The organism is Rhizobium leguminosarum bv. viciae USDA 2370 (genome assembly GCF_002008365.1).
Lineage (GTDB): Bacteria > Pseudomonadota > Alphaproteobacteria > Rhizobiales > Rhizobiaceae > Rhizobium > Rhizobium leguminosarum.
In genome coordinates this window covers 720,138-741,346 of the sequence record NZ_MRDL01000036.1, presented here as the reverse complement: position 1 = coordinate 741,346, position 21,209 = coordinate 720,138, and the positions used below count along the sequence as shown (strand labels likewise).

Genomic DNA, 21,209 nt, shown 5'->3' with positions numbered 1-21,209 from the left:
CGCCGGCGTTGTCTTCAACCCTGTGAAAGAGGCGATCATCTGGTATCCTCGCGCGCAAGCGATCTCACACAGGCGTGAACACCCGGCGATTTGCCATTGCCGGGCTTTGCGCTACGTCACTCACGTTTCGATGAAGGAGGAATTTCAATGGAATATCGTCTACTCGGCCGTTCCGGCCTGAAGATTTCGACTTTGACCATGGGCACGATGACCTTCGGAGGCGTCGGCTGGGCGAAGACCGTCGGCGACCTCGGCGTCTCCGAGGCCCGCAAGATGATCGATATATGCATCGATGCCGGCATCAACCTCATCGACACCGCCAATGCCTATTCAGCGGGTGAATGCGAAAACATCATCGGCGATGTGCTCTCCGGCAAGCGGCCGCAGGGCGTGCTGCTCGCCACCAAAGCCCGCTTCGGCATGGGCGACGGCCCGAACGACCAGGGCCTGTCGCGCTACCACCTGATCCGCGAATGCGAGGCGAGCCTCAAGCGTCTGAAGACCGATGTCATCGACCTTTACCAGGTGCATGAATGGGACGGCCAGACGCCGCTGGAAGAGACGATGGAAGCGCTCGACACCCTGATCAGGCAGGGCAAGGTGCGTTACGTCGGCTGCTCAAATTATTCCGGCTGGCACATCATGAAAGCGCTCGGCATCGCCAAAGATCACAGGTACCAACGCTTCGTCAGCCAGCAGATCCATTATACGCTGGAAGCGCGCGACGCCGAATACGAGCTGTTGCCGATCTCGATCGACCAGGGCCTCGGCGTACTGGTCTGGAGCCCGCTCGCCGGCGGTCTGCTGTCCGGCAAGCATCGCCGCAACCAGGCAGCGCCAGAAGGCACGCGCCAGTTCGCCGGTTGGACCGAACCGCCGATCCGTGATGAGAACCGCCTCTGGAACATCGTCGAGACACTGGTCGCGATCGGCGAAGAGCGCGGTGTCTCGGCCGCACAGGTGGCGCTCGCCTGGCTGATCGGCCGCAAGGCGGTCACCTCGGTCATCATCGGCGGCCGCACGGAAGCCCAGTTCCGTGACAACATCGCCGCCGCCGAGCTGAAACTCACGGACGAGGAGCGCAAGCGCCTCGACGCGGTCAGCCTGCCGCCAGTGATCTATCCCTATTGGCACCAGCTGAACACGGTTAGCGACCGGCTTGGTGAAGCCGATCTCGAGCTTTTCGGTCCGCATCTCCAGCAATAGCCGATCATGGATCAAGCATTGCACGGCGAAAGACAGACGTCACAAAGGATGCACTTTCGCCGTGTTATCGTAAAACCCCGCCACCCGCTGCGAGGTTCTCCATGCTGAAGAATTACAAGGTCCTGAAGGGTACGGCGAGCGCCCTTGCCCTCGACGACGACAACGATCCCCATATCGAAATCCGCATTGAGGCGAACGGCATCAGCTACCGTATCGCGCTCAACGTCCGCTCCAAGGAATCGCCGCACGACCTGCTCTACGCCAATATCGTCGACTTCAAGCATTCGTCGCTGACGGAGGCACTCGAGGCGCTGCCGATGGGCCTGACCGACATCCGCAACGACCGTCCGGAGCTTGCCATCGATTATGTCCGCGGCGGGTTGATCGAGCGCGAGGACATGAATGTCGCGCCCTTCCAGCTCTCCGGGCCGAAGAACGACCTGCGTGACTTCATCGAGCCGATCGTCCAGGAAGGCATTGCCGATTCCGACGTGCATTTCTACGCCTTCGGCGAAGCCTGGGGTCCTGAGAACAACAAGCCGGACCAATATTTCCGTTTCGAGCCGGGCAACGGCATCCACGACATTCACATGAACCAGGGCGACGGCGGCAGCTTCAAGGCCACCAACGGGCCGAACCAGGACGGCGCCCTGCTCGTCCATTTCAACGATACCGACGAATGGGCGGCGATCTTCCTCTGCTTCCAGTCGCAGAACTGGAACACCGATGCGGCGACCGGCCATCCGGTTTCCGACAGTCGCGGCGGCCAGGGCCGCGGCGAAGGCACACGCCGGCCGCAGCCGATCGTAGCCTCGTCGTTGCGCATCGTCGCCGCGCTGATCAACCCGGTGAACGGTGAAGGCGGCACCGAGGCCGAAACAGTGACGATCATCAACCGCTCCGACATGCAGGCGTCGCTCGACGGCTGGAAGCTGGAGGACGAAAACGGCAGGACCCAGACGCTATCGGGGTCGTTGAGCGCGGGCGAGCTGCGCACCATAGCGCTCGATGCCGCAGCCGGCGGCCCGCAGCTTGCCAACAGGGGCGGCGACATCATCTTGCGCAATGCCGACGGCGCCGTAGCGGACCGGGTCGGCTACGGCAAGAGCGAGACGGCGAACGAAGGCTGGACGACGATCTTCTGATCGGCGCCCGCCCCTTGACAGCCTGGATCAGCCGCCGATTTCGGCTGAGATCAGCGCGCCCAAGCGGCCGATGCCGTCCTCGATCATCTGCTCGTTGGCGCAGGAGAAGCTGACGCGGAAGGTGTTGGCGCCGGAACCATCGGCGAAGAAAGCCTTGCCGGGCACGAAGGCGACCTTGGCGGTTTCGAGTGATTTCGCCAGCAGCTTGGCGCCGTCCATGCCCTCCGGCAGCGTAATCCAGATGAACATGCCGCCTTCCGGCTTCGTCCAACTGATGCCTTCAGGCATGTATTTTTCGAGTGCGGCCAGCATGCAGTCGCGGCGTTGGCTGTAGGCGGTTTTGATCTTGGCGACCTGCGCATCGAAGCCGCGCTCGGCGACATCTGATATCGCCATCTGGTTGATCGTCGAAGAATGCAGGTCGGCCGCCTGCTTCATCAGCACCAGCTTGCGGATGACGGGCGCATTGGCGACGATGAAGCCGACGCGAAGGCCGGGCGCCAGCGTCTTCGAGAAGCTGCCGCAATAGATCGTGCGCGTATCGTTGATATGGCCCTTCTCGGCGATTTCGAGCGCCAGGATCGGCGGGATCGGATCGCCGTCGTAACGCAGCGACTGATAGGCCGCATCCTCGATGACGGCGATGTCGAGATCTTCCGCCAGCGCCAGGACCTTCTTGCGGCCATCAAGATCGACGGTTTCGCCGGTCGGATTGGAGAAGTCGGCGGAGAGATAGGCGAACTTCACTTTGCCGCCGGCAGCGGAAGCGGCCGCGCGGTAGGACTCGGGCGTCCGGTTGCCGTTCGGCGTCAGTTGGTCGTAGGCCGGTTCATAGGCGTTAAAGGCCTGCAGCGCGCCGAGATAGGTCGGCCATGTCACGAGCGCGGTGTCGTTTGGTGACAGGAAGAGCTTGCCGAGATAATCCAGGCCCTGCTGCGAACCGGAGACGATGAAGACATTGTCGAGTTCGCAAGGAATGCCGAGAGCAGCCATCTGCCCGACCAGCCATTCGCGCAGCGGCTTGTAGCCTTCGCTGACCGAATATTGCAGCGCCGAATTGACGGCGGCGCCGTCGAAGATATCGGCATAGGCCTGCTTGAACTCCCGATCCGGAAAGAGCGCCGGATCCGGAATGCCGCCGGCAAAGGAGATGATGTCGGGCCGGTCGAGAAGCTTCAGGAGTTCACGGATTTCGGATGCGCGCATGCGCGACGAGCGCGACGCAAACATGGTGTCCCAGTTCAGCATGGGGTTTCCTCGTATTTTCTATACCGTCGACAAACCATGCGGTGGAAATTATGTCAATAATGCTGACCTATTTTCTTGTTATGGTGACAAGTTGGAAATCTTATATTCCAAAGCTTTGGTGCGAGATTGGCGAACGTCTTTGCGACGGCGCTCGATCCCGAATTTGCTGCTCGACGTCAGCCGCATCAAGTGATTATTCCTCTGATCAAAGCCGAAACCGGCTGATTCAGACCTTTCCAAGACCAGCTCGGCGGCAGTAGTGTCGCCGCCACTATTCAATTTACTATCAAGGTGCCAGCAATGACCGTGACGTCGGCCTCTCCTGAAATCAAAATCGAACTCCACAAGTCTCCCGTCTCGGAAGCCGATCGCATCCAGGCAATGGAGACGCCCGGCTTCGGCAAGGTCTTCACGGATCATATGGTCCTGGCACGATGGACTGCCGACAAGGGCTGGCACGATGCTAAGGTTACGCCCAGGCGGCCCCTGGAGCTCGATCCTGCGAGCGCCGTGCTGCACTACGCTCAGGAAATCTTCGAGGGCATGAAAGCTTACAAGTCAGACGATGGCCGGATCCTGCTCTTTCGGCCTGAAGAGAACGCACGCCGCTTCGCGCAGTCGGCGACCCGCATGGCGATGCCTCCTGTGCCCGAAGAACTCTTCCTGAAAGCGGTCGAAGAACTGGTCCGCGTTGACAAGGCCTGGATTCCGTCCGGCGACGCCAGCCTGTACCTTCGCCCCTTCATGTTCGCCAATGAGGCGTTTCTCGGCGTTCGTCCGGCTCTGGAATATGTCTTCTGCATCATCGCCTCTCCGGTCGGCGCCTACTTCAAGGGTGGCGCGAAGGCCGTCTCCCTTTGGGTCGAGACCGAATACACCCGTGCAGCCAGCGGCGGCACTGGCGCTGCAAAATGCGGCGGAAACTACGCAGCCAGCCTCGTGGCGCAAGCCGAGGCGTCGAAGAAGGGTTGCGATCAGGTCGTCTTCCTGGACGCCGCAGAGCATCGCTGGGTCGAAGAACTCGGCGGCATGAATGTCTTCTTCGTGATGAACGATGGATCAGTGGTGACCCCGCCCCTTGGCGGCACGATCCTGCCGGGCATCACCCGGGCCTCCGTGATCGTGCTCGCCGAAGAAAGGGGCTTGCGCGTCGAGCAGCGCCCCTACTCGTTCGCGGAATGGCAAGAAGACGCTGCCAGTGGCAGGCTCGTCGAAGCCTTCGCTTGCGGCACTGCCGCAGTCCTGGCGGGCATCGGCCTGGTTCGACATGCCGGCGGCGAGTTTCTGGTCGGAGACGGACAGACCGGCAAGTTGACCAGCGAACTGCGCCAGCAGCTCGTCAGTCTGCAGAAGGGCGTAACGAACGATGAGCACGGCTGGACCCGCCTCATCCCGACCTGAACTCCAGACGTTCCACGCGAACGGCGGCGTCAACACCCACATGGTGGGCGCCGCTCTCCGCCTCGCCCGCAAAGTCGTCGGGCTGGCGATATATTCCGCGCGAGCTTTCCAAATGGCTGGCACGCGAAAAGGACGAAGAAGCCGTCGACAGCTTCATCGCCTATACCGCGACATGCATGGTTGTTTCGCTCGACACGACACTTGCCCGCCGCGCTGCCGAAATATCGGCAACTCATAAATTCGCCACTGTCGATGCGATCATTTATGCGACCGCGGAACGCCATGATGCCGATATCCTGACGTGCGACGCCCATTTCAAGGATCTCGAACGCGCCATCCCTATCGATAAAAAGACTTATCCTCATGTGACCCAAGCCCTCGACGGCGCAGCACAACGCTTCTATCACAAAATGGAAAATGGTAATCTGGCATCTGAAATGGCTGAAAACCGGCATGTGCGGGCGGCACGAATCCAATGGCGAAAATGACGATCTCGCTTCCGGATCATCTGGCGGAATACGTCGAAAATCGTGTCGCAAGCGGCAGATACAGCAGTGCCGGCGCATTCCTGGCGGAGCTCATTCTGAAGGATCAGCTCCATCACAAACTAGACGACGAAGAACTGCGCAACATCCTGAGGCAGGCTGAGGAAAGCGGCCCGAGCGATCGACGCATTCCCGACATCCTGTCGGAAACGAAGGCCAAGCTGCGTGACAACAACCTATAGGCTGACCCGAACCGCGGACGCCGTGCTATCAGGCATCGACGAATATGCTTGCCTCAACTTCGGCGAGGCGCAGGCAGACGCCTATCTTCTCGACTGGGACAGGATTTTCGTGCTTCTTTCCCACGCTCCCTCCATGGGAGAAGAGTGCGACGAACTCGGCGCTGGCCTTCGCCGGCTCCTCCACATGCGCCACGTCGCCTTCTACCGGGTGGCATCGGAAGGGATTGTCGTCATTGACATCATCGACGCGGACCGGCTTCCCGAAAAACATCTTCAATCCAACCGACGCCCGCGATCGGCCGAACAGCATGCCTCCTGACTGCACCTCCGCCTTCTACGAGGAAAATGCCGAGACGTATGTCAACCGGGCGCGCAGCCTGCCAAAGCAGCGGCTCGATGCCTTCCTCGCTGGCCTTGCACCCGGTGCGGCAATCCTCGAACTCGGCTGCGGCGGCGGGCAGGACAGCGCCTACATGCTGTCGCAGGGTTTCGACGTTATGCCGACGGATGGCTCGGCCAAGCTTGCAAGACAAGCGGAAGTTCTGATCGGCAGACCGGTCAGGGTCATGCTGTTCCAAGAGCTCGACGCCGACAGCGCCTTCGACGGTGTCTGGGCGCAGGCAAGCCTTCTCCACGTCCCGAGGCCCGAGTTGCCCGATGTCTTCGCCCGCATCCGGCGCGCCCTGAGGACAGGCGGCATCATTCATGCGACCTTCAAGGCAGGCGATGCGGAAGGCCATGACAGCTTTGGGCGGTATTACAACTATCCCTCCGCCGAATGGCTGTCGGAGCTTTTGACGAACGGCGGCTGGGGGAACATCGCCATCAGCGAGAGCGACGGCGGCGGCTATGACGGCAAGCCGACCCGCTGGCTGACCGTGAGCGCAGAACGGTAAAGGCCGGAGCTTTCGCCCCGGCCTCCAACCGCAGAATCTTGAAACCGCTTAGTTGACCGACTTGTCGACCAACTTGTTCTTGCCGATCCAGGGCATCATGCCGCGCAGCTTGGCGCCGACTTCCTCGATCTGGTGGCTGTCGTTCATGCGGCGGATGCCCTTGAAGCGCGAGCCGCCGGCACGGTATTCCTGCATCCAATCGGAAGTGAACTTGCCGGTCTGGATGTCCTTGAGCACGCGCTTCATCTCGGCCTTGGTCTCGGCGGTGATGATGCGCGGGCCGGAGACGTATTCGCCCCACTCGGCCGTGTTCGAGATCGAGTAGTTCATGTTGGCGATGCCGCCTTCATAGATCAGGTCGACGATCAGCTTCACCTCGTGCAGGCATTCGAAATAGGCCATTTCAGGCGCGTAGCCGGCTTCAACCAGCGTTTCGAAGCCAGCGCGGATGAGCTCGACCAGACCGCCGCAGAGAACGACCTGTTCGCCGAAGAGGTCGGTTTCGCATTCTTCGCGGAAGTTGGTTTCGATGATGCCCGAGCGACCGCCGCCGACGCCGCAGGCGTAGGAGAGCGCCAGTTCAAGCGCATTGCCGGACGCGTTCTGGTGAACGGCAACGAGGCAGGGAACGCCGCCGCCCTTCTGGTATTCGCCGCGAACCGTATGGCCCGGACCCTTCGGCGCGATCATGACGACGTCGAGCGATGCCTTCGGCTCGATGAGGCCGAAATGAACGTTGAGGCCGTGTGCAAAAGCGATCGCAGCGCCGTCGCGGATGTTGCCGGCGATGTCGGCCTTGTAGATGTCGGCCTGAAGTTCGTCAGGCGTAGCCATCATCAGGAGGTCACCCCATTTGGCAGCGTCGGCAACGGTCATGACCTTGAAGCCGTCGGCCTCTGCCTTCTTGATGGTCGGCGAGCCGGCCTTGAGAGCGATGACCACGTTTGCATGGCCGCTGTCCTTGAGGTTCAGCGCGTGCGCGCGACCCTGGGAGCCGTAGCCGACGATGACGACGTTCTTGGACTTGATGAGGTTGAGATCGGCATCACGATCGTAATAGACGCGCATTTGAAGTTCCTTCCCTTTGCTTGTCTTGTTGACTGTCATTAAAGCGGAATCAACCGAGAACCGGCATCTCCGCCAGAACCTTGTCCGTGCCATAAAGCCTGAGGAAGGCGGTGACCGCCCTCTCCGCCTGGCGCGCGGTATCCTTGAGGCCTGGCTCACCGAGCAGCATGCGCACATGCAGGTCGGAAACGATCAAGCCGTAAAGCGTGTGATAAGCCTCGTCGGCATCGGAAAAACGCAGGAGCCCTGCCCTCTTCCCGGCATCGATCAGCGCCATGGCGCGCCGGTCGATCTGGCGACGGCCGCGCTCGAGCAGCAGCTTGCCGAGCTTCGAGCCGTCACGGTTCGACTGGCCGATCGCCAACCGGTTCAGTGCCAGCGAGACGTCGCCGGCGAGCACCTCGAGCAGGTCACGCGCGAAAATGACGACATGGTCGTGCAGGCTCGCCGCCGTCAGCCGCTCTCCATTGCGCTCGAAGGTGCGCACCTTGCTCGCCTGATACGCAATCATCGCCGATAGCAGACCGTCGCGATCGCCGAACCACTTGTAGAGGCTTTCCTTCGAGCAATTGGCTGCGCGCGCGACGCCCGAAGTCGTCAGCGCCTTCTCGCCGCCATCGACGAGCAATCGCAGCGCCTGCTCCAGAACGGCGTTCTGGCGCGGCGAAAATTCGCTCGGCTCTGCGGTATCGACAGACACGGTCATGGCTCCCATATACGTACCGTACGGTACGGTTCGCGAGGTTTATGCGATAAACCGATCAGATCGTCAAGAAGTCCAGATAGATTTTTTTAATACGTGAAACCGCGATGAAACACCAGAATTGGATAGGCGCGAATCCTCGGCGACCGCATAATATCGCGCTATACCATTTGCCCGGAGGCTTCGATGTCACGCCTGTCTGCAGCTCTTCTCCTGCTCGGAGCAATCCTCCTTGGCGGCTCAAGCGCTCTCGCGCAGTCCGACAGCGACGTCTATAACCGCATCGAGGAACTACACGGCGATGCCGCAAGCTTCGACCGGCCGCTGCGCCAACTTGTTCGGGCTATGCGCTCAGGCGACGCCGAGACCATCGCCGGCCTTGCCGAATACCCGCTGACGGTCAAGGCCAACGGCCAGACCTACGACGTCGAGACCGCTGAGGATTTCATCGACAATTTCGACGATCTCGTGACGCCCGAGACGCGCCGCGCCGTCGGACGCCAGCAATACGAGGATCTCTTCGTCAACAGCGACGGCGTCATGATGGCCGGCGGCGCCGTCTGGATGGGCGCGGTCTGCGACGACACCGCCTGCGAGGCGAGCCATTGGGCGATCATCGCGATCAACAACTGAAATCTGGCGATGAGGGAAAGCCGATGAAATACCAGATGGTCGCAGCAGTCATCACCGCAGCTCTCGCCATCGTCGCTTTGCTTCGACCGATCGGACGACAAATCTCGACAATACATGGCTTCCAGACGCCCGCCGCGCTACTCCGCCGCCATGATGTCGCGAGCGCCGTCGACATCGCGAGCCGGCGAGGCGCCGTAGAGGCGGCTGTATTCGCGGCTGAACTGCGACGGGCTTTGGTAACCGACGCGGTGGCCGGCCGTGCCCGCATCGAGGCGCTCCACGAGCATCAGACGGCGCGCCTCGTGCAGTCGAAGCTGCTTCTGATACTGCACCGGCGTCATCGCCGTGACCGACTTGAAGTGATGATGGAAAGACGACACGCTCATGCTGACGCGGTCGGCAAGGTCTTCGATGCGCAGTGGCCGGGCAAAATTCTCCTTCAGCCATGCGACGGCGCGCGCAACCCTGTTGCTGTGGCTGTCTGCAGTGGCGATGTTGATCAGCCGCGCGCCATCCGGCCCGGTCAGCACCCGGTAGAGGATTTCCTGTTCGATCAGCGGCGCCATGGCAGGAATGTCGCCTGGACGATCGAGCAAGCGCAACAGGCGGACGGCAGCATCCAGGAGCTCAGGCGGAGCGACGTTCACCGCCATCCCGCGCTGCCCGTCGGTATCGGCGGCTGGGCGCGGAATATCGATGCGGCTGAGCAACTCCAGCAGCTTTTCGGAATCGATTGCCAGCCCCATGCAGAGATGCGGAACCTCAGGGCTCGCCTCCGTGACGCGCCAGGCGACCGGCAGATCGAGCGAGGTCAGCAGATAGTCGCCAGTCCCATAGCTGATAAGTTCCGCGCCGAGGCGTAGGCTCTTGGCCCCCTGCAGGACAAAGGCAAAACAGGGCCGATAGCTGCTGTGCAGCGGATCGCTGGGCTTGGACCGACGGCTGATGTGAAGATTGCCGATATCAGTCGCGAACTCGCCGTCACCGGTCGCGAAGCGCATCGCGATATCGACAATTTCCTGATAGGGGCTGAAGGGCAAGGTCATGCGGCAACTCTTTCTGTCAACTCTCTGACGCCGGCGATACCGCTCTTATCTAGAGTGCCTTCGCCATTTCGCAAACAGGCTGGCGCCCCACTTTTGCAGGATCGTGCAAAAAGCTGAGAGGATCGCTCTAACCCTCAGCCGCCGTTCCGGGCAATAGTCCACCATCTCTTTCAACCCCCACCCACAATCGAAAAGGATGGTTCCCATGCCTATTGCAAGAGGCTACGCCGCGACCGACGCTTCCAAGCCGCTGACCCCTTTCACCTTCGAACGCCGCGATCCGAACCCCGATGACGTCGTTATCGACATCAAGTTTGCCGGCATCTGCCATTCGGACATCCACACTGTCCGGAACGAATGGAAGAACGCCGTCTATCCGATCGTGCCGGGCCATGAGATCGCCGGCATCGTCTCGGCCGTCGGCTCTGATGTGACCAAGTTCAAGGTCGGCGATCGCGTCGGCGTCGGTTGCTTCGTCGATTCCTGCATCGGCTGCGCCGAGCGCGACCTCGATCGGGAACAGTATATGCCCGGGCTCGCCGGCACCTACAATGACTTCGAAGCCGACCGCAAGACACGCACCCAGGGCGGCTATTCCGACTCGATCGTCGTCAGGGAAGGCTATGTCATGTCCATTCCGGACAATCTGCCGCTCGATGCCTCCGCGCCGCTGCTCTGCGCCGGCATCACGCTCTATTCGCCGCTGCGCCACTGGAATGCCGGCCCCGGCAAGAAGGTCGCGATCGTCGGCATGGGCGGCCTCGGCCATATGGGCGTCAAGCTCGGCGCCGCCATGGGCGCCGATATCACCGTTCTCTCCCAGAGCCTTTCCAAGAAGGAAGATGGGCTGAAGCTCGGCGCCAAGGAATATTACGCCACCAACGACCCGGAAACCTTCACGAAGCTTGCCGGCACGTTCGACCTGATCATCTGCACCGTCAGCGCCGAGATCGACTGGAATGCCTATCTCGGCCTCCTGAAGGTGGATGGTTCCTTCGTGGTAGTCGGCGCGCCGGAAAACCCGATCCCCGTGCATGCCTTCTCGATCATCCCCGGCCGCAAGAGCATTTCGGGCTCGATGATCGGCTCGATCAAGGAAACCCAGGAAATGCTCGACTTCTGCGGCGAGCACAACATTGTCTCCGAGATCGAGAAGATCAACATCCAGCAGGTCAACGAAGCCTATGAACGCGTTCTGAAGAGCGACGTCCGCTACCGCTTCGTCATCGACATCGCCTCGCTGGCGGCTTGAGGAACGAGGGGCGGCTCCCGCGGGGGCCGCCTGTCCATCCGGCGCGGACTGCCTGCAAACGGCCGTCTCGAAGTGTAGGTCGTCAATTCTGGACGGCTAGATAGGCCTCCAACGAAGCCACAATTTTCGACCAGGGGTCTGTATCGAGATAGCAATGAGGTACGCCATCAACGATGACAGGGGTAAAAGGAATGCCACCAGGGGAATTGCGTCTCGATGGCATTCGCCGCCCCAGGAGGTGTTTCCGAGCCCGAGATAATTGCGCAAAGCAAAACAATCGCCCACTCCGTACGTTGCGAGAAGAATGAGCAGCGGTACGTGCACGAGATAGAGAGGGTAGGATATCTCGCCCATCCAGGTGGCGATGCGTTCAAACCGTGCATTTCTTGCCAGACACAAGCCAAACCATATGATCATTGGGTGAGCGGCAAATGTCAGGAGCAGATAGTATTTTCTCTCGGTGAGGACGAATCCCGAATAAAGCACCGCAAGAGCAGCCACCAAAATCCAGCCAGGCCAGGCTGCAAGCCTGATGCGGAAGCCTCGTCGCCAAAGACAACTGAGAAGCACTCCGCCATAGAAAGATGCCAGAACCCGGGGAAAGCCCCCGACAATATCACCCCAAACAGAGCCCGGCGGGTACCGAAAGTACCACAGCGCAACGACGAACGCCGGCGCCGATAACGCGACAATAGAAACGGCCACTCGGAGACGAGCCGCAGTGAATAAAAAGACTGCGTTGGCCACGACTTCAAAGAACAACGACCACGCCGGGCCGTTCAAGGGCAGAATGCCGAGAACAGTGTCCGACGGCGCGGGAAGCATGAGCAGGCTGGCGACGGAGGAAACGGCAAAAGTGCTGAAGCTCCAGTTTTCAAGATGACCAATCAGTGGGAAAACCGAAGCAGCGCCCAGCAATGTGCAAACCAGGTAGACGGGGTACAATCGCGCAATACGGTGGCTAATGAAGTTTCGGCAGCCGTCCGCCTGCAACAGGCTCTCGCCGTATCTTTCCGCCAAAACGAAGCCGCTTAACATGAAGAAAAGATCGACGGCAGCATAAGCGACGGGAAACGCACTGCTGGAGTGATAGATAAGCACGAGTATTGCGGACGCTCCACGCAACAAGTCGAGCATCCAGAAACGATGCTTTCCGTCAGCAGATACGTCGCTTGTCATGCAAAGATCTCACGCTCTCTTCCCGGCCAGCGAGCTATGGTTATTCGATGTAGAGACCTTTGGCGAGGGAATAGCCCTACATCTACGTTCTCTATGCGTCGCCAGACTACTGTACTTAAATGGGAACAACCCTTAGGCGCAGCAGATATTCGGTGCCGTTGAACGGATCTGGCCCCGAACGCCGCCGCAGGCGCGGCGGGCCGGCGATCGGGGCGTAGTGATCGAAAGAGGTTTCCATGGTCCCCGCCCCGCTCGTCAGGCCCGGCAATTGCTGCTGGACGCTTTGGACCATCTGAGACGCCATGGTGCCCTCGAGCCGTGCGACGCCATCGGCGATCACCGAATCCGTCGTCGCCGCCGCCGATTTTGCAAGCAGGGTGAGCACGCCGCTCAAGTTCTCCATGGGCGCGACGAGATGAAAGCGGTCGACCGGCTCGCAGAGGACGGTCTGTGCGGCCGATAACGCCGTTGCCAGCACCCACGGCGTCAGCTGCCGGAAATCGGCAGCGGTGCTTGCGGGCGAGCTGTGGCGGGCTGCCGTCATCGCCACGTGGCAATCGATGACCTGCCAGCCGAAAATCCCCTGCTTCAACGTCTCAAACACGGTTTCCTCGACCGCCCGGTAAAAGGCGACCGGCATCTGGCCGACATCTACTTCGAGCGCGAAGCTGTTGCCTGCTCCAGGGGCGCGCGGCTCGACGCGCAGGCCGACGGTCGCGAGAAACGGATTGGGCTCCTTGAAGAGGATCTGCAGGCCGCTCCCGGTCCCTAATGGCCTCTCGACCAGGATGACCGTGCTCTCCTCGAACCTTGCCTCGAGGCCGAAATCCGTCAGCAGGGTCGATTGGATAACCTCCTTCTGCACCTCGCCGTAAAGCGACACGTAGACTTCGTCCGCCTCCTCGTTCCGGCGCAGATTGATCAAGGGATCCTGTTCGGCCATCTGGTTAAGCGCCAGCCAGAGCGCCGCCTTGTCGGAAGGCCGATGGGCAAGAACGCGGGTTTCGAGCGCGGGCGGCGCGAAGTGAGCCCACTCGCCCAAAGGATTTCCGCCTACAGCATCACCGATGCGGGCGCCGGCAAGGCCGCTGACGCGCGCGATCTGCCCGGCGCGGAGGCTCTCGGCGCCATGAACCCGGCCGGCCTCGAACACATGGATCGCGGTAACCCGTTCCAGGCCTTTGGGCAGGCCCAGAGATTGCCGGAGCCGCACCGTGCCGGAGTTCAGGTAGATGTAGGAGAGCTTTTCCCCGCCCCAGCCGCGTTCGATCTTGAAGATCTTGCCCGCCACCGGACCATCCGGATCGGGGCGCCGCTCGGGCAGGATCGTCGCAATGGCCGATGCCAAAGCGGGGATGCCGGCGCCGGTCATCGCGGCGCCCGCGAAGACGGGATGCACGAGGCCTCTCGCTACCTGGTCAGCCAGGCAGCGCCAGAGCCTTGCCTCCGTCAGCCGATCGGGAGCGACGACATAGTCATCGAGCAGCGCCTCGTCATTTTCCCCGAGCGTCTCGCCGAGCGCCGAAAACAGCGGCTCGTCTCCCGGAGCGAGCGCCTCCACGCGGGCAAGCTTGGCTCCGGCGTCGATCACCGAGGACATGGCGATGGGGCGGACCGACAGCTGCGCGGCAAGAGCCTCCATCACATCCCGATAGCGCGCGCCGGGACGATCGACCTTGTTGACGAAGATGATGAAGGGAACGCCGAGCCGCCGCAGCGCCCGGACCAGCACGCGCGTCTGCGCCTGCACGCCCTCGACCGCCGAAACGACGACGACCGCGGCATCCAGCAATCCGAGCACCCTCTCGACCTCGGCGATGAAATCCGGGTGACCGGGTGTGTCGATCAGATTGCCGACCCTCTCGCCAATCACAAAAAACACCACCGCGGCCCTGATCGTGATGCCGCGTTGCCGCTCGAGTTCGAGAGTGTCCGTCTGTGTATTGCCGGTATCGACGCTGCCGAGCTTGTCGATCACCCCGGCGTTAAAAAGCAGTCTTTCGGTAAGGCTAGTCTTGCCTGCATCCACATGGGCGAGGATGCCCAGATTCAAAGTGCGCATAAACCACCAACTTCTCGGAATTTCGGATGTGATTTTCGTGAGAAGTGAATCGGCGCATTGAAACCTCTACCCGTTATTACGGCTGGATGCGTAACTCCCGGTGGTTGGGATACGCGGGTGAAATGCTAAGGGTGTGTGCGGAGATATGTCAAGGTTGGGTGTATTGCATTTACGGTGCGGGCGCGCCGGGAGTGGTTTCCTGTGTCGGGGGCCGTGGAATACCCCTATGCTTTGTCATGCCCGCGCCCTTAAGGCTTGCCCAAGATATGCCACAGGAATCCAACACCGTATTTGCACGGCGAATAAAAATCTCCCGTCTATCCCTCCTCCCGCATCGTCTCCCGCTGGGTGATCAGCCGGGCGCTGTGCTGGCCGCTGAGATAGATCCACAGCCAGCTCCAGGCGACGGAGAAGCGCGAGCGGGTGCCGATGAGGAAGTAGATGTGGGCGATGCCCCAGATCCACCAGGCGATCCAGCCCTTGAGCTTGATCCGGCCGAAATCGATGATCGCCGCACTCTTGCCGATTGTCGCCAGGCTCCCCTGGTGCCAATATTTGAAAGGCGCCGGCGCCGGTTTGCCGGATATGCGGGCGCGGATGACCTTGGCGACGTAACCGCCCTGCTGCTTGGCGGCGGGCGCAATGCCGGGCACCGGCTTGCCGTCCTCGCGCATGACCGACGCGGTATCGCCGACGACGAAGACGTCGGGCAGACCAGGCGCGCTCAGATCCTTCTCGACCACGACCCGCCCTGCCCGGTCGGCTGCAACATCAAGCCACCGCGCCGCCGGCGAGGCGGTGACCCCGGCTGCCCAGACGATCGTCCGGCTGGCAACGAAGGTCTCGCCGATCTTCACGCCGTCGGCGTTGCATTCGGTCACCGGCTTGCCGAGATGGATCTCGACCCCGAGTTTCTCCAGCGCCTTCTGCGCATAGGCCGAAAGCTCTTCGGCGAAGGTCGGCAGCACCCGCGGCCCAGCCTCGACCAGCACGACGCGGGTCTTGCGCGTATCGATGTTGCGGAATTCCTTGGGCAGCGTGAAATGCGCAAGCTCGGCAATGATGCCGGCCAGCTCGACACCGGTCGGCCCGGCCCCGACGATGGTGAAGGTCAAAAGCGCATCGCGCACGGCCGGATCGGACTCCATCTCCGCTTTCTCGAAGGCAAGCAGCACGCGCCGGCGGATCGTCGTCGCATCCTCCAGCGTCTTCAGGCCGGGCGCCACCGGCTCCCATTCGTCATGGCCGAAATAGGCATGCGTCGCTCCGGTGGCCAGCACCAGCGTATCGTAACCAAGAGTCATGCCGTTGCGTAAGGAAACAGTCTTCGCGCCACTGTCGACGCCCGTGACCTCGCCGAGCAGCACCGTCACGTCAGGCCGGTCGGCATAGAGGCGGCGGATCGGCCAGGCGATCTCTGAGGTGGAGAGAATGGTGGTCGCCACCTGATAGAGCAGCGGCTGGAAGAGATGGTGATTACGCCGGTCGACCAGCGTGATCCTGACGCCGGCACCCTTCAACCCGTTGACGAGCTGCAGCCCGCCGAAACCGCCGCCGACAACGACGACATGATGATCGCTCATGACCTGCCCCTTTGCGCCATTTCGCTCAAAGTCAATGTGGCCTTCGCCGCAAAGGTTGCAACTGACGTTTCGGCATACCTCCCCTGCATCCCGGTCGGTGGAGCTGACTCAATCGGCGTACCCCACAGGGATTGCCGTGCCGCCCTTCAGAAGCTCCATCGAGATCGAGGCCGAGACGTCGAAGAGCTCGATCTTGCGCACGATCTGCTTGTAAATCACATCGTAATGCTCGACGCGCGGCAGCACGATCTTCAGGATGTAATCGTGGTTGCCGGTCAGCCGGTGCGCTTCGACGATCTCGGGAAAGTCACTGATGATCCTGCGGAAGGTCTCCGTCCATTCGTCGGAATGATGCGCCGTCTTGACCAGAGCGAAGACCGTTGTCGGCACACCCATCTTGTCCCGATCGAGCACGACGATGCGCCGGGCAATATGGCCGCTCTCCTCCAGCCGCTGGATGCGCCGCGAACACGCCGACACCGAAAGCGCCACGCGCTCGGCAAGATCGGTCACGGATATGCCCGCATCCTTCTGCAGCATGTCCAGAATGCGTCTGTCGCGATCATCAAGCATGTGTCGAACATAAACCTCTCGCCTCTTTTTTGCATGATTTCATAAAATGACGCAAAATCCCATCACCAATCTGAAACGAGAGACAAACAACGCAAACACGCCGCGCCGGGATTGCGGCATCATTTTCGAAGTTCAGAAGCATGGAGAGCATGAAGAAATGGAAACGATCGGCCTGATCGGCGGCATGAGTTTCGAAAGTTCGGCGGTCTATTACCGCCTCGTCAACGAGATGGTGCGTGACCGCAAGGGTGGCCTCGCCTCGGCCGAACTCATCTTGCATTCGGTCAACTTCGAGGAGATCGTCGCCCTTCAGAAGGCCGGCGACTGGGATATGGCTGCCCGTCGCCTCGCCGACGTGGCTCTGCGCCTGCAGATCGCCGGCGCCGGCTGCATCCTCATCTGCACCAACACCATGCATCTGATTGCCGACAAGGTCGCGGAGAAGATCTCTGTGCCACTGATTCATATCATCGACGAGACGGCGAAATCGCTGCATGCGGCCGGCCGGAAGCGCCCGCTGCTGCTCGCCACTCGCTACACGATGGAGCACGGCTTCTACAGCGACCGCATGAAGAGCCTTGGTGTTGATATCATGGTGCCAGATGCTAGCGACCGCACGACCGTGCACGACATCATCTTCAACGAACTCTGCGCCGGCAAGGTGCTCGACAGCTCTCGCGACAAGCTCATGGCGGTGATTGCACACGCCATCGACAACGGCGCCGACAGCATCATCCTCGGCTGCACCGAGATCTGCCTGATCCTCGATCCCGACCATTTGCCGCTGCCGGGCTTCGACACCACAGCGATCCATGCGCGAGCGGCGGTCGATTTCGCGCTCGGTGCAGACGAGACCGCGGAAGAAGAAGCGGCCTGACATCAGCGAATTAGTTGACTCAGTCCATTAAATGCGGGACAAGATCTCCATCTGGAGATTCTTGTCAGCTTGTTGACAAACCTCGTTCTTGACTCGGCCTCATCCCGAGGATGTTGGCCGACTTTATCGGCGGTCTGACAAGATCTCCATTTGGAGATCATCATGTCTAACCTATCGCTCATTGAAACCGCCCGCGATTTCAACCGCTTCTATACGAACTTCCTCGGCCTCTTGAACAAGGCCTATCTCGACACGCCCTTCACGCTGACCGATGCCCGCATCCTCTTCGAGATCGGCTCGCATGGGGGCATCAGTGCTGTAGCGCTTGCCCGCGACCTGCAGCTCGACCCGGCCTATCTCAGCCGCATCCTAAAGCGTTTTCGCGCCGAAGGGCTGATCGAAACCAACCGCGACCCGGCAGATCTTCGCAGCCAGGTCATCATTGTCACCGATCAGGGACGAGAGACGTTCGAGGAACTCGGCCGACGCTCCAATGCGCAGATCGCCGCTCGTTTCGATCGCTTGGCGACTGGCGAACCGGAGGCCGCCGTCTCCGCCATGCACACGATCCGCGCGCTGCTCGACCCGGCGGCGAAGCCCGCGCCGGCCATCATCCGCGCCCACCGCGCCGGCGATATCGGCTGGATCGTTCAGAGCCAGGGCCGCTTCTACGCAGAAGAGTATGGCTGGGATCTGCGCTTCGAGGCGCTGGTCGCCGAGGTCGCCGGAAAATTCCTCGCCAATTTCGATCCGGCCAAAGAATATTGCTGGATCGCCGAACGCGGCGGCATCAATGTCGGTTCGGTCCTCGTCACCAATGGCGGCGACGGCATCGCCAAGCTTCGCCTGCTCTATGTCGACAAATCAGCCCGCGGTCTCGGGCTCGGCAAACTGCTGGTCGACGAATGCATCCACTTCTCCCGGCAGAAGGGCTACCGCGAACTCTCGCTCTGGACCAACGACATGCTGGAGACCGCCCGCGCCATCTACGTCAAGGCGGGCTTTCGTCTTGTCTCCGAGGAGAGACATAAGATGTTCGGCCCCGAGGCGAACGGCCAGAACTGGGTGCTCGATCTCTGAATTTGCTGCGTCGCAGAAATTTCACTTGATTTGGAAACGTTCATTCCCTAATTAAGCGCCATGACCGTTGCCACTCTCACACCAGAAGCAAAGACCCGCAGCCGTGGCCGTCCGCGTGAGTTCGATATGGACGCAGCACTCGATGCAGCGCTGCGCGTCTTTTCCGAACGCGGCTACCATGCCGCCTCCATCAGCGAATTGACCGAAGCAATGGGTCTTGCTTCCGGGAGCATCTACAAAGCATTCAAAGATAAGCGCGGCATCTTTCTCGCTGCTTTCGCCCATTATCGAAAACTCGGCCGACGGCGGCTGGAAGCGATGATCGCGTCTGCGAAGACCGGTCGCGAGAAGGTCTTCCAGATGGTGATGTATTATACCGAGCTCTCCTATGGCGAAGCCGGCCGCAAAGGCTGTCTCGTCGTTGGCGGCGCCAACGACTTCGCCCTGCTTGACGAAGAAGCCGCTGCCCACGTCGTGACGGCCTTTGCCGCGGATGAAAAGCTGATGGCCGATCTCATCCGCACCGGCCAGGCAGATGGCACCATTCCGAAGACAGTAGACCCGGATGCCGCCGCCCTCGCCTTCCTCTGCTTTACCAAGGGCCTGCGCGTCATCGGCAAAACAGGACGCAGCAGGGAAGAGATGCTGTCTGCGGCCGAGGCCGCGATGAAGCTCGTGACCTGAACAATCCACACCGTGGACGAGAGAAATACCGGCATTCGGTCAAGGATCGGGTGGCCGCAGCCAGCATTTTTGCATTCAATCCTTTCAATCTTTGAATACCGGAGTTTCTGATGAGCATTTCAGCCACCACGCCGGATGAGGCCATTCCCAGGGCGCTATCGCCCTGGCTAACCTTCCTTTTCGCCGCCGCCTGCGGGCTGGTGGCCGCCAATCTCTATTACGGCCAGCCGCTGGCCGGCCCGATCAGTGCCGATCTCGGCTTCACGCCTGCCGCCACCGGTCTGATCGTCACGCTGACGCAGATCGGCTACGGCCTCGGCCTGCTGCTGATCGTGCCACTCGGCGACCTCACCGAAAACCGCCGTCTGGTGTTGACGCTGATCGCTGTCTCCGCGGTCGCGCTCATCGGCGCGGCGCTGTCGTCGACGCCCACGACCTTCCTCGTCGCCTCGCTCTCTATCGGTCTTTCATCGGTCGCAGTTCAGGTCCTGGTTCCCTTCGCTGCCAACATGGCGCCGGATGCAACACGCGGCCAGGTCGTCGGCAACGTCATGAGCGGCCTGCTCTGCGGCATCATGCTCGCCCGCCCCTTCGCAAGCTTCGTCGCCGAGGCCTCCTCCTGGCACGTGGTCTATTACGTCACCGCAGCGCTCATGCTCGTGCTCGCCGTCGTCTTGCGCATCAACCTGCCGGTTCGCGTGCCGAAAACGAAGCTGCGCTATGGCGAGCTGCTCGCCTCCATGGGCCATCTGGCGCTCACCTCGCGCGTCCTGCAGCGCCGGGCGCTCTATCAGGCCGGCATGTTCGGCGCCTTCAGCCTGTTCTGGACGACGACGCCGCTGCTGCTCGCAAGCCCGGCCTTCGGCCTGACGCAGAACGGCATCGCCCTCTTCGCGCTTGCAGGTGCGGCCGGCGCCGTCGCTTCGCCGATCGCCGGCCGGCTTGCCGACCGCGGCATGACGAAGATCGCCTCGACGCTTGCCATGCTGCTCGGCATGGCTGCCTTCCTGATCGGCCATTTCGCCAGCGATGGCTCGCTTGGTGCTTTGCTGCTCTTGACGGCAGCGGCAATCCTTCTCGATTTCGGCGTGACGACCAATCTCGTCTGCGGCCAGCGCGCCATCTATGCGCTGAACCCGGAACACCGCAGCCGGCTCAACGGCCTCTTCATGGCAACCTTCTTTGCCGGCGGCGCGCTCGGCTCGGCGCTCGGCGGCTGGGCCTATGCGACCGGAGGCTGGACGATGACCGCCTGGATCGGCTTCTGCTTCCCGGCGTTGGCCTTCCTGCTGTTCCTGACGGAAGGACGCGGCAAGTAGAGGAAGGCGGCCTATTTGTCGGCGGAATCAAAATGAGAACGGGCGGCGCGAACGGCATCATGGTTCGCTTCCGCCCAGTTCAGAAGCTGCGACAGCGGCTGGTAGAGGGAGCGTCCGAGTTCGGTCATCGAATATTCGACGCTCGGCGGCTTGGTCGGGAAGACGTCGCGGTCGATATAACCATCCCTTTGCAGGTCGCGCAGCGTCTGCGTCAGCATGCGCTGCGAAATATCGGGGATCATCCGCCGCAGCTCGCCGAAGCGATAAGGCCGATCCGCCAGCACCTCGAGTAGCAGCGTCGACCATTTGCCGCCGATCTGCTGCATCATGTCCCTGACCGGGCAATTGCCGAAATCGAGGCCGGCGAGATCGATCTCGCGCCGCGCGCCCGGCATCCTGTTCTTCAGACTGACGACCGCACCGCTCATCTGCTGGTTCCCTTTTGGTAACGTAGAGCCGAAAAACTGCCTCCTTTACATCGTTAAGTCAATTCCTATTCTAGTGTTACTCTCTTTTTGAGACCACTG

21 protein-coding genes and 1 pseudogene are annotated in these 21,209 nt (G+C 61.2%); 13 read left to right on the top strand and 9 right to left on the bottom strand.

Annotation, left to right across the window (positions count from 1 at the left end; genetic code table 11):
- Nucleotides 1-147: 147 nt before the first annotated feature.
- On the top strand, nucleotides 148-1,206 hold the full coding sequence (locus BS629_RS18485) for an aldo/keto reductase (protein WP_018242758.1): 1,059 nt from the start codon (nucleotides 148-150) through the stop codon (nucleotides 1,204-1,206).
- Nucleotides 1,207-1,307: 101 nt separating this feature from the next.
- Entirely contained in the window at nucleotides 1,308-2,351 is a 1,044-nt protein-coding gene (locus BS629_RS18480; protein WP_018242759.1) for a DUF2278 family protein, read from the top strand.
- A gap of 27 nt (nucleotides 2,352-2,378) precedes the next feature.
- On the opposite strand, the gene BS629_RS18475 is transcribed toward BS629_RS18480, so the two are convergent.
- Complete coding sequence (locus BS629_RS18475; RefSeq protein ID WP_018242760.1) at nucleotides 2,379-3,599, bottom strand: aminotransferase-like domain-containing protein; 1,221 nt, start codon at nucleotides 3,597-3,599, stop codon at nucleotides 2,379-2,381.
- 300 nt (nucleotides 3,600-3,899) lie between these two features.
- On the opposite strand from BS629_RS18475, the gene BS629_RS18470 reads away from it, so the two are divergent.
- The 5 genes and pseudogenes from BS629_RS18470 (at nucleotide 3,900) to BS629_RS18450 (ending at nucleotide 6,623) form a co-directional block, all read left to right on the top strand.
- Nucleotides 3,900-5,000, top strand: a complete 1,101-nt coding sequence (locus tag BS629_RS18470) for a branched-chain amino acid aminotransferase (RefSeq protein ID WP_018517473.1) — start codon at nucleotides 3,900-3,902, stop codon at nucleotides 4,998-5,000.
- A gap of 101 nt (nucleotides 5,001-5,101) precedes the next feature.
- Nucleotides 5,102-5,353: pseudogene (locus tag BS629_RS39795) on the top strand (PIN domain-containing protein); the annotation flags it as partial.
- A gap of 122 nt (nucleotides 5,354-5,475) precedes the next feature.
- Nucleotides 5,476-5,727, top strand: a complete 252-nt coding sequence (locus BS629_RS18460) for a ribbon-helix-helix domain-containing protein (RefSeq protein ID WP_018242765.1) — start codon at nucleotides 5,476-5,478, stop codon at nucleotides 5,725-5,727.
- Complete coding sequence (locus tag BS629_RS18455) at nucleotides 5,711-6,046, top strand: type II toxin-antitoxin system RelE/ParE family toxin (RefSeq protein WP_018242766.1); 336 nt, start codon at nucleotides 5,711-5,713, stop codon at nucleotides 6,044-6,046. Before BS629_RS18460 ends, BS629_RS18455 begins: the two co-directional genes overlap by 17 nt.
- The gene (locus BS629_RS18450) at nucleotides 6,036-6,623 is read left to right on the top strand and encodes a class I SAM-dependent methyltransferase (protein WP_018242767.1); all 588 of its coding nucleotides are present in this window, start codon (nucleotides 6,036-6,038) and stop codon (nucleotides 6,621-6,623) included. Before BS629_RS18455 ends, BS629_RS18450 begins: the two co-directional genes overlap by 11 nt.
- Before the next feature lie 48 nt (nucleotides 6,624-6,671).
- Here the strand turns inward: BS629_RS18450 and ilvC are convergent, their stop codons facing one another.
- Nucleotides 6,672-7,691, bottom strand: a complete 1,020-nt coding sequence (ilvC, locus tag BS629_RS18445; RefSeq protein ID WP_026188461.1) for a ketol-acid reductoisomerase — start codon at nucleotides 7,689-7,691, stop codon at nucleotides 6,672-6,674.
- 49 nt (nucleotides 7,692-7,740) lie between these two features.
- Nucleotides 7,741-8,406, bottom strand: coding sequence for a TetR/AcrR family transcriptional regulator (locus BS629_RS18440; RefSeq protein WP_018242769.1), 666 nt, complete (start codon nucleotides 8,404-8,406; stop codon nucleotides 7,741-7,743).
- 174 nt (nucleotides 8,407-8,580) lie between these two features.
- Here BS629_RS18440 and BS629_RS18435 point away from each other — a divergent pair, with 174 nt between their 5' ends.
- Nucleotides 8,581-9,027, top strand: coding sequence for a hypothetical protein (locus tag BS629_RS18435; RefSeq protein WP_018242770.1), 447 nt, complete (start codon nucleotides 8,581-8,583; stop codon nucleotides 9,025-9,027).
- Nucleotides 9,028-9,164: 137 nt separating this feature from the next.
- Here the strand turns inward: BS629_RS18435 and BS629_RS18430 are convergent, their stop codons facing one another.
- The gene (locus tag BS629_RS18430; RefSeq protein WP_018242771.1) at nucleotides 9,165-10,073 is read right to left on the bottom strand and encodes an AraC family transcriptional regulator; all 909 of its coding nucleotides are present in this window, start codon (nucleotides 10,071-10,073) and stop codon (nucleotides 9,165-9,167) included.
- 205 nt (nucleotides 10,074-10,278) lie between these two features.
- On the opposite strand from BS629_RS18430, the gene BS629_RS18425 reads away from it, so the two are divergent.
- A complete protein-coding gene (locus BS629_RS18425; protein WP_018242772.1) occupies nucleotides 10,279-11,325 on the top strand; it encodes an NAD(P)-dependent alcohol dehydrogenase in 1,047 nt (348 codons plus the stop codon).
- Between the two features lie 96 nt (nucleotides 11,326-11,421).
- Here BS629_RS18425 and BS629_RS18420 read toward each other — a convergent pair whose 3' ends face one another.
- The 4 genes from BS629_RS18420 to BS629_RS18405 form a co-directional block, all read right to left on the bottom strand.
- Nucleotides 11,422-12,504 (bottom strand): acyltransferase family protein, encoded by a 1,083-nt coding sequence (locus BS629_RS18420; RefSeq protein ID WP_018242773.1) that lies wholly within the window; start codon nucleotides 12,502-12,504, stop codon nucleotides 11,422-11,424.
- Nucleotides 12,505-12,619: 115 nt separating this feature from the next.
- Nucleotides 12,620-14,566, bottom strand: coding sequence for an elongation factor G (locus BS629_RS18415; protein WP_018242774.1), 1,947 nt, complete (start codon nucleotides 14,564-14,566; stop codon nucleotides 12,620-12,622).
- Between the two features lie 317 nt (nucleotides 14,567-14,883).
- A complete protein-coding gene (locus BS629_RS18410; protein WP_018242775.1) occupies nucleotides 14,884-16,149 on the bottom strand; it encodes an NAD(P)/FAD-dependent oxidoreductase in 1,266 nt (421 codons plus the stop codon).
- Between the two features lie 108 nt (nucleotides 16,150-16,257).
- The gene (locus tag BS629_RS18405) at nucleotides 16,258-16,722 is read right to left on the bottom strand and encodes an Lrp/AsnC family transcriptional regulator (RefSeq protein WP_018242776.1); all 465 of its coding nucleotides are present in this window, start codon (nucleotides 16,720-16,722) and stop codon (nucleotides 16,258-16,260) included.
- A gap of 157 nt (nucleotides 16,723-16,879) precedes the next feature.
- On the opposite strand from BS629_RS18405, the gene BS629_RS18400 reads away from it, so the two are divergent.
- From BS629_RS18400 to BS629_RS18385, 4 genes are all read left to right on the top strand, one after another.
- Complete coding sequence (locus BS629_RS18400; protein ID WP_026188463.1) at nucleotides 16,880-17,599, top strand: aspartate/glutamate racemase family protein; 720 nt, start codon at nucleotides 16,880-16,882, stop codon at nucleotides 17,597-17,599.
- 162 nt (nucleotides 17,600-17,761) lie between these two features.
- Nucleotides 17,762-18,679 (top strand): bifunctional helix-turn-helix transcriptional regulator/GNAT family N-acetyltransferase, encoded by a 918-nt coding sequence (locus BS629_RS18395; RefSeq protein ID WP_018242778.1) that lies wholly within the window; start codon nucleotides 17,762-17,764, stop codon nucleotides 18,677-18,679.
- A 60-nt stretch (nucleotides 18,680-18,739) separates the two neighbouring features.
- Nucleotides 18,740-19,363, top strand: a complete 624-nt coding sequence (locus BS629_RS18390) for a TetR/AcrR family transcriptional regulator (protein WP_018242779.1) — start codon at nucleotides 18,740-18,742, stop codon at nucleotides 19,361-19,363.
- Nucleotides 19,364-19,473: 110 nt separating this feature from the next.
- Nucleotides 19,474-20,682: an MFS transporter gene (locus BS629_RS18385; protein ID WP_018242780.1), complete on the top strand. Its 1,209-nt coding sequence runs from the start codon at nucleotides 19,474-19,476 to the stop codon at nucleotides 20,680-20,682.
- A gap of 11 nt (nucleotides 20,683-20,693) precedes the next feature.
- Here the strand turns inward: BS629_RS18385 and BS629_RS18380 are convergent, their stop codons facing one another.
- Nucleotides 20,694-21,110 carry a winged helix-turn-helix transcriptional regulator gene (locus BS629_RS18380; protein ID WP_018242781.1) on the bottom strand — a complete coding sequence of 139 codons (417 nt, stop codon included), beginning with the start codon at nucleotides 21,108-21,110 and terminating at the stop codon, nucleotides 20,694-20,696.
- Nucleotides 21,111-21,209 lie beyond the last annotated feature (99 nt).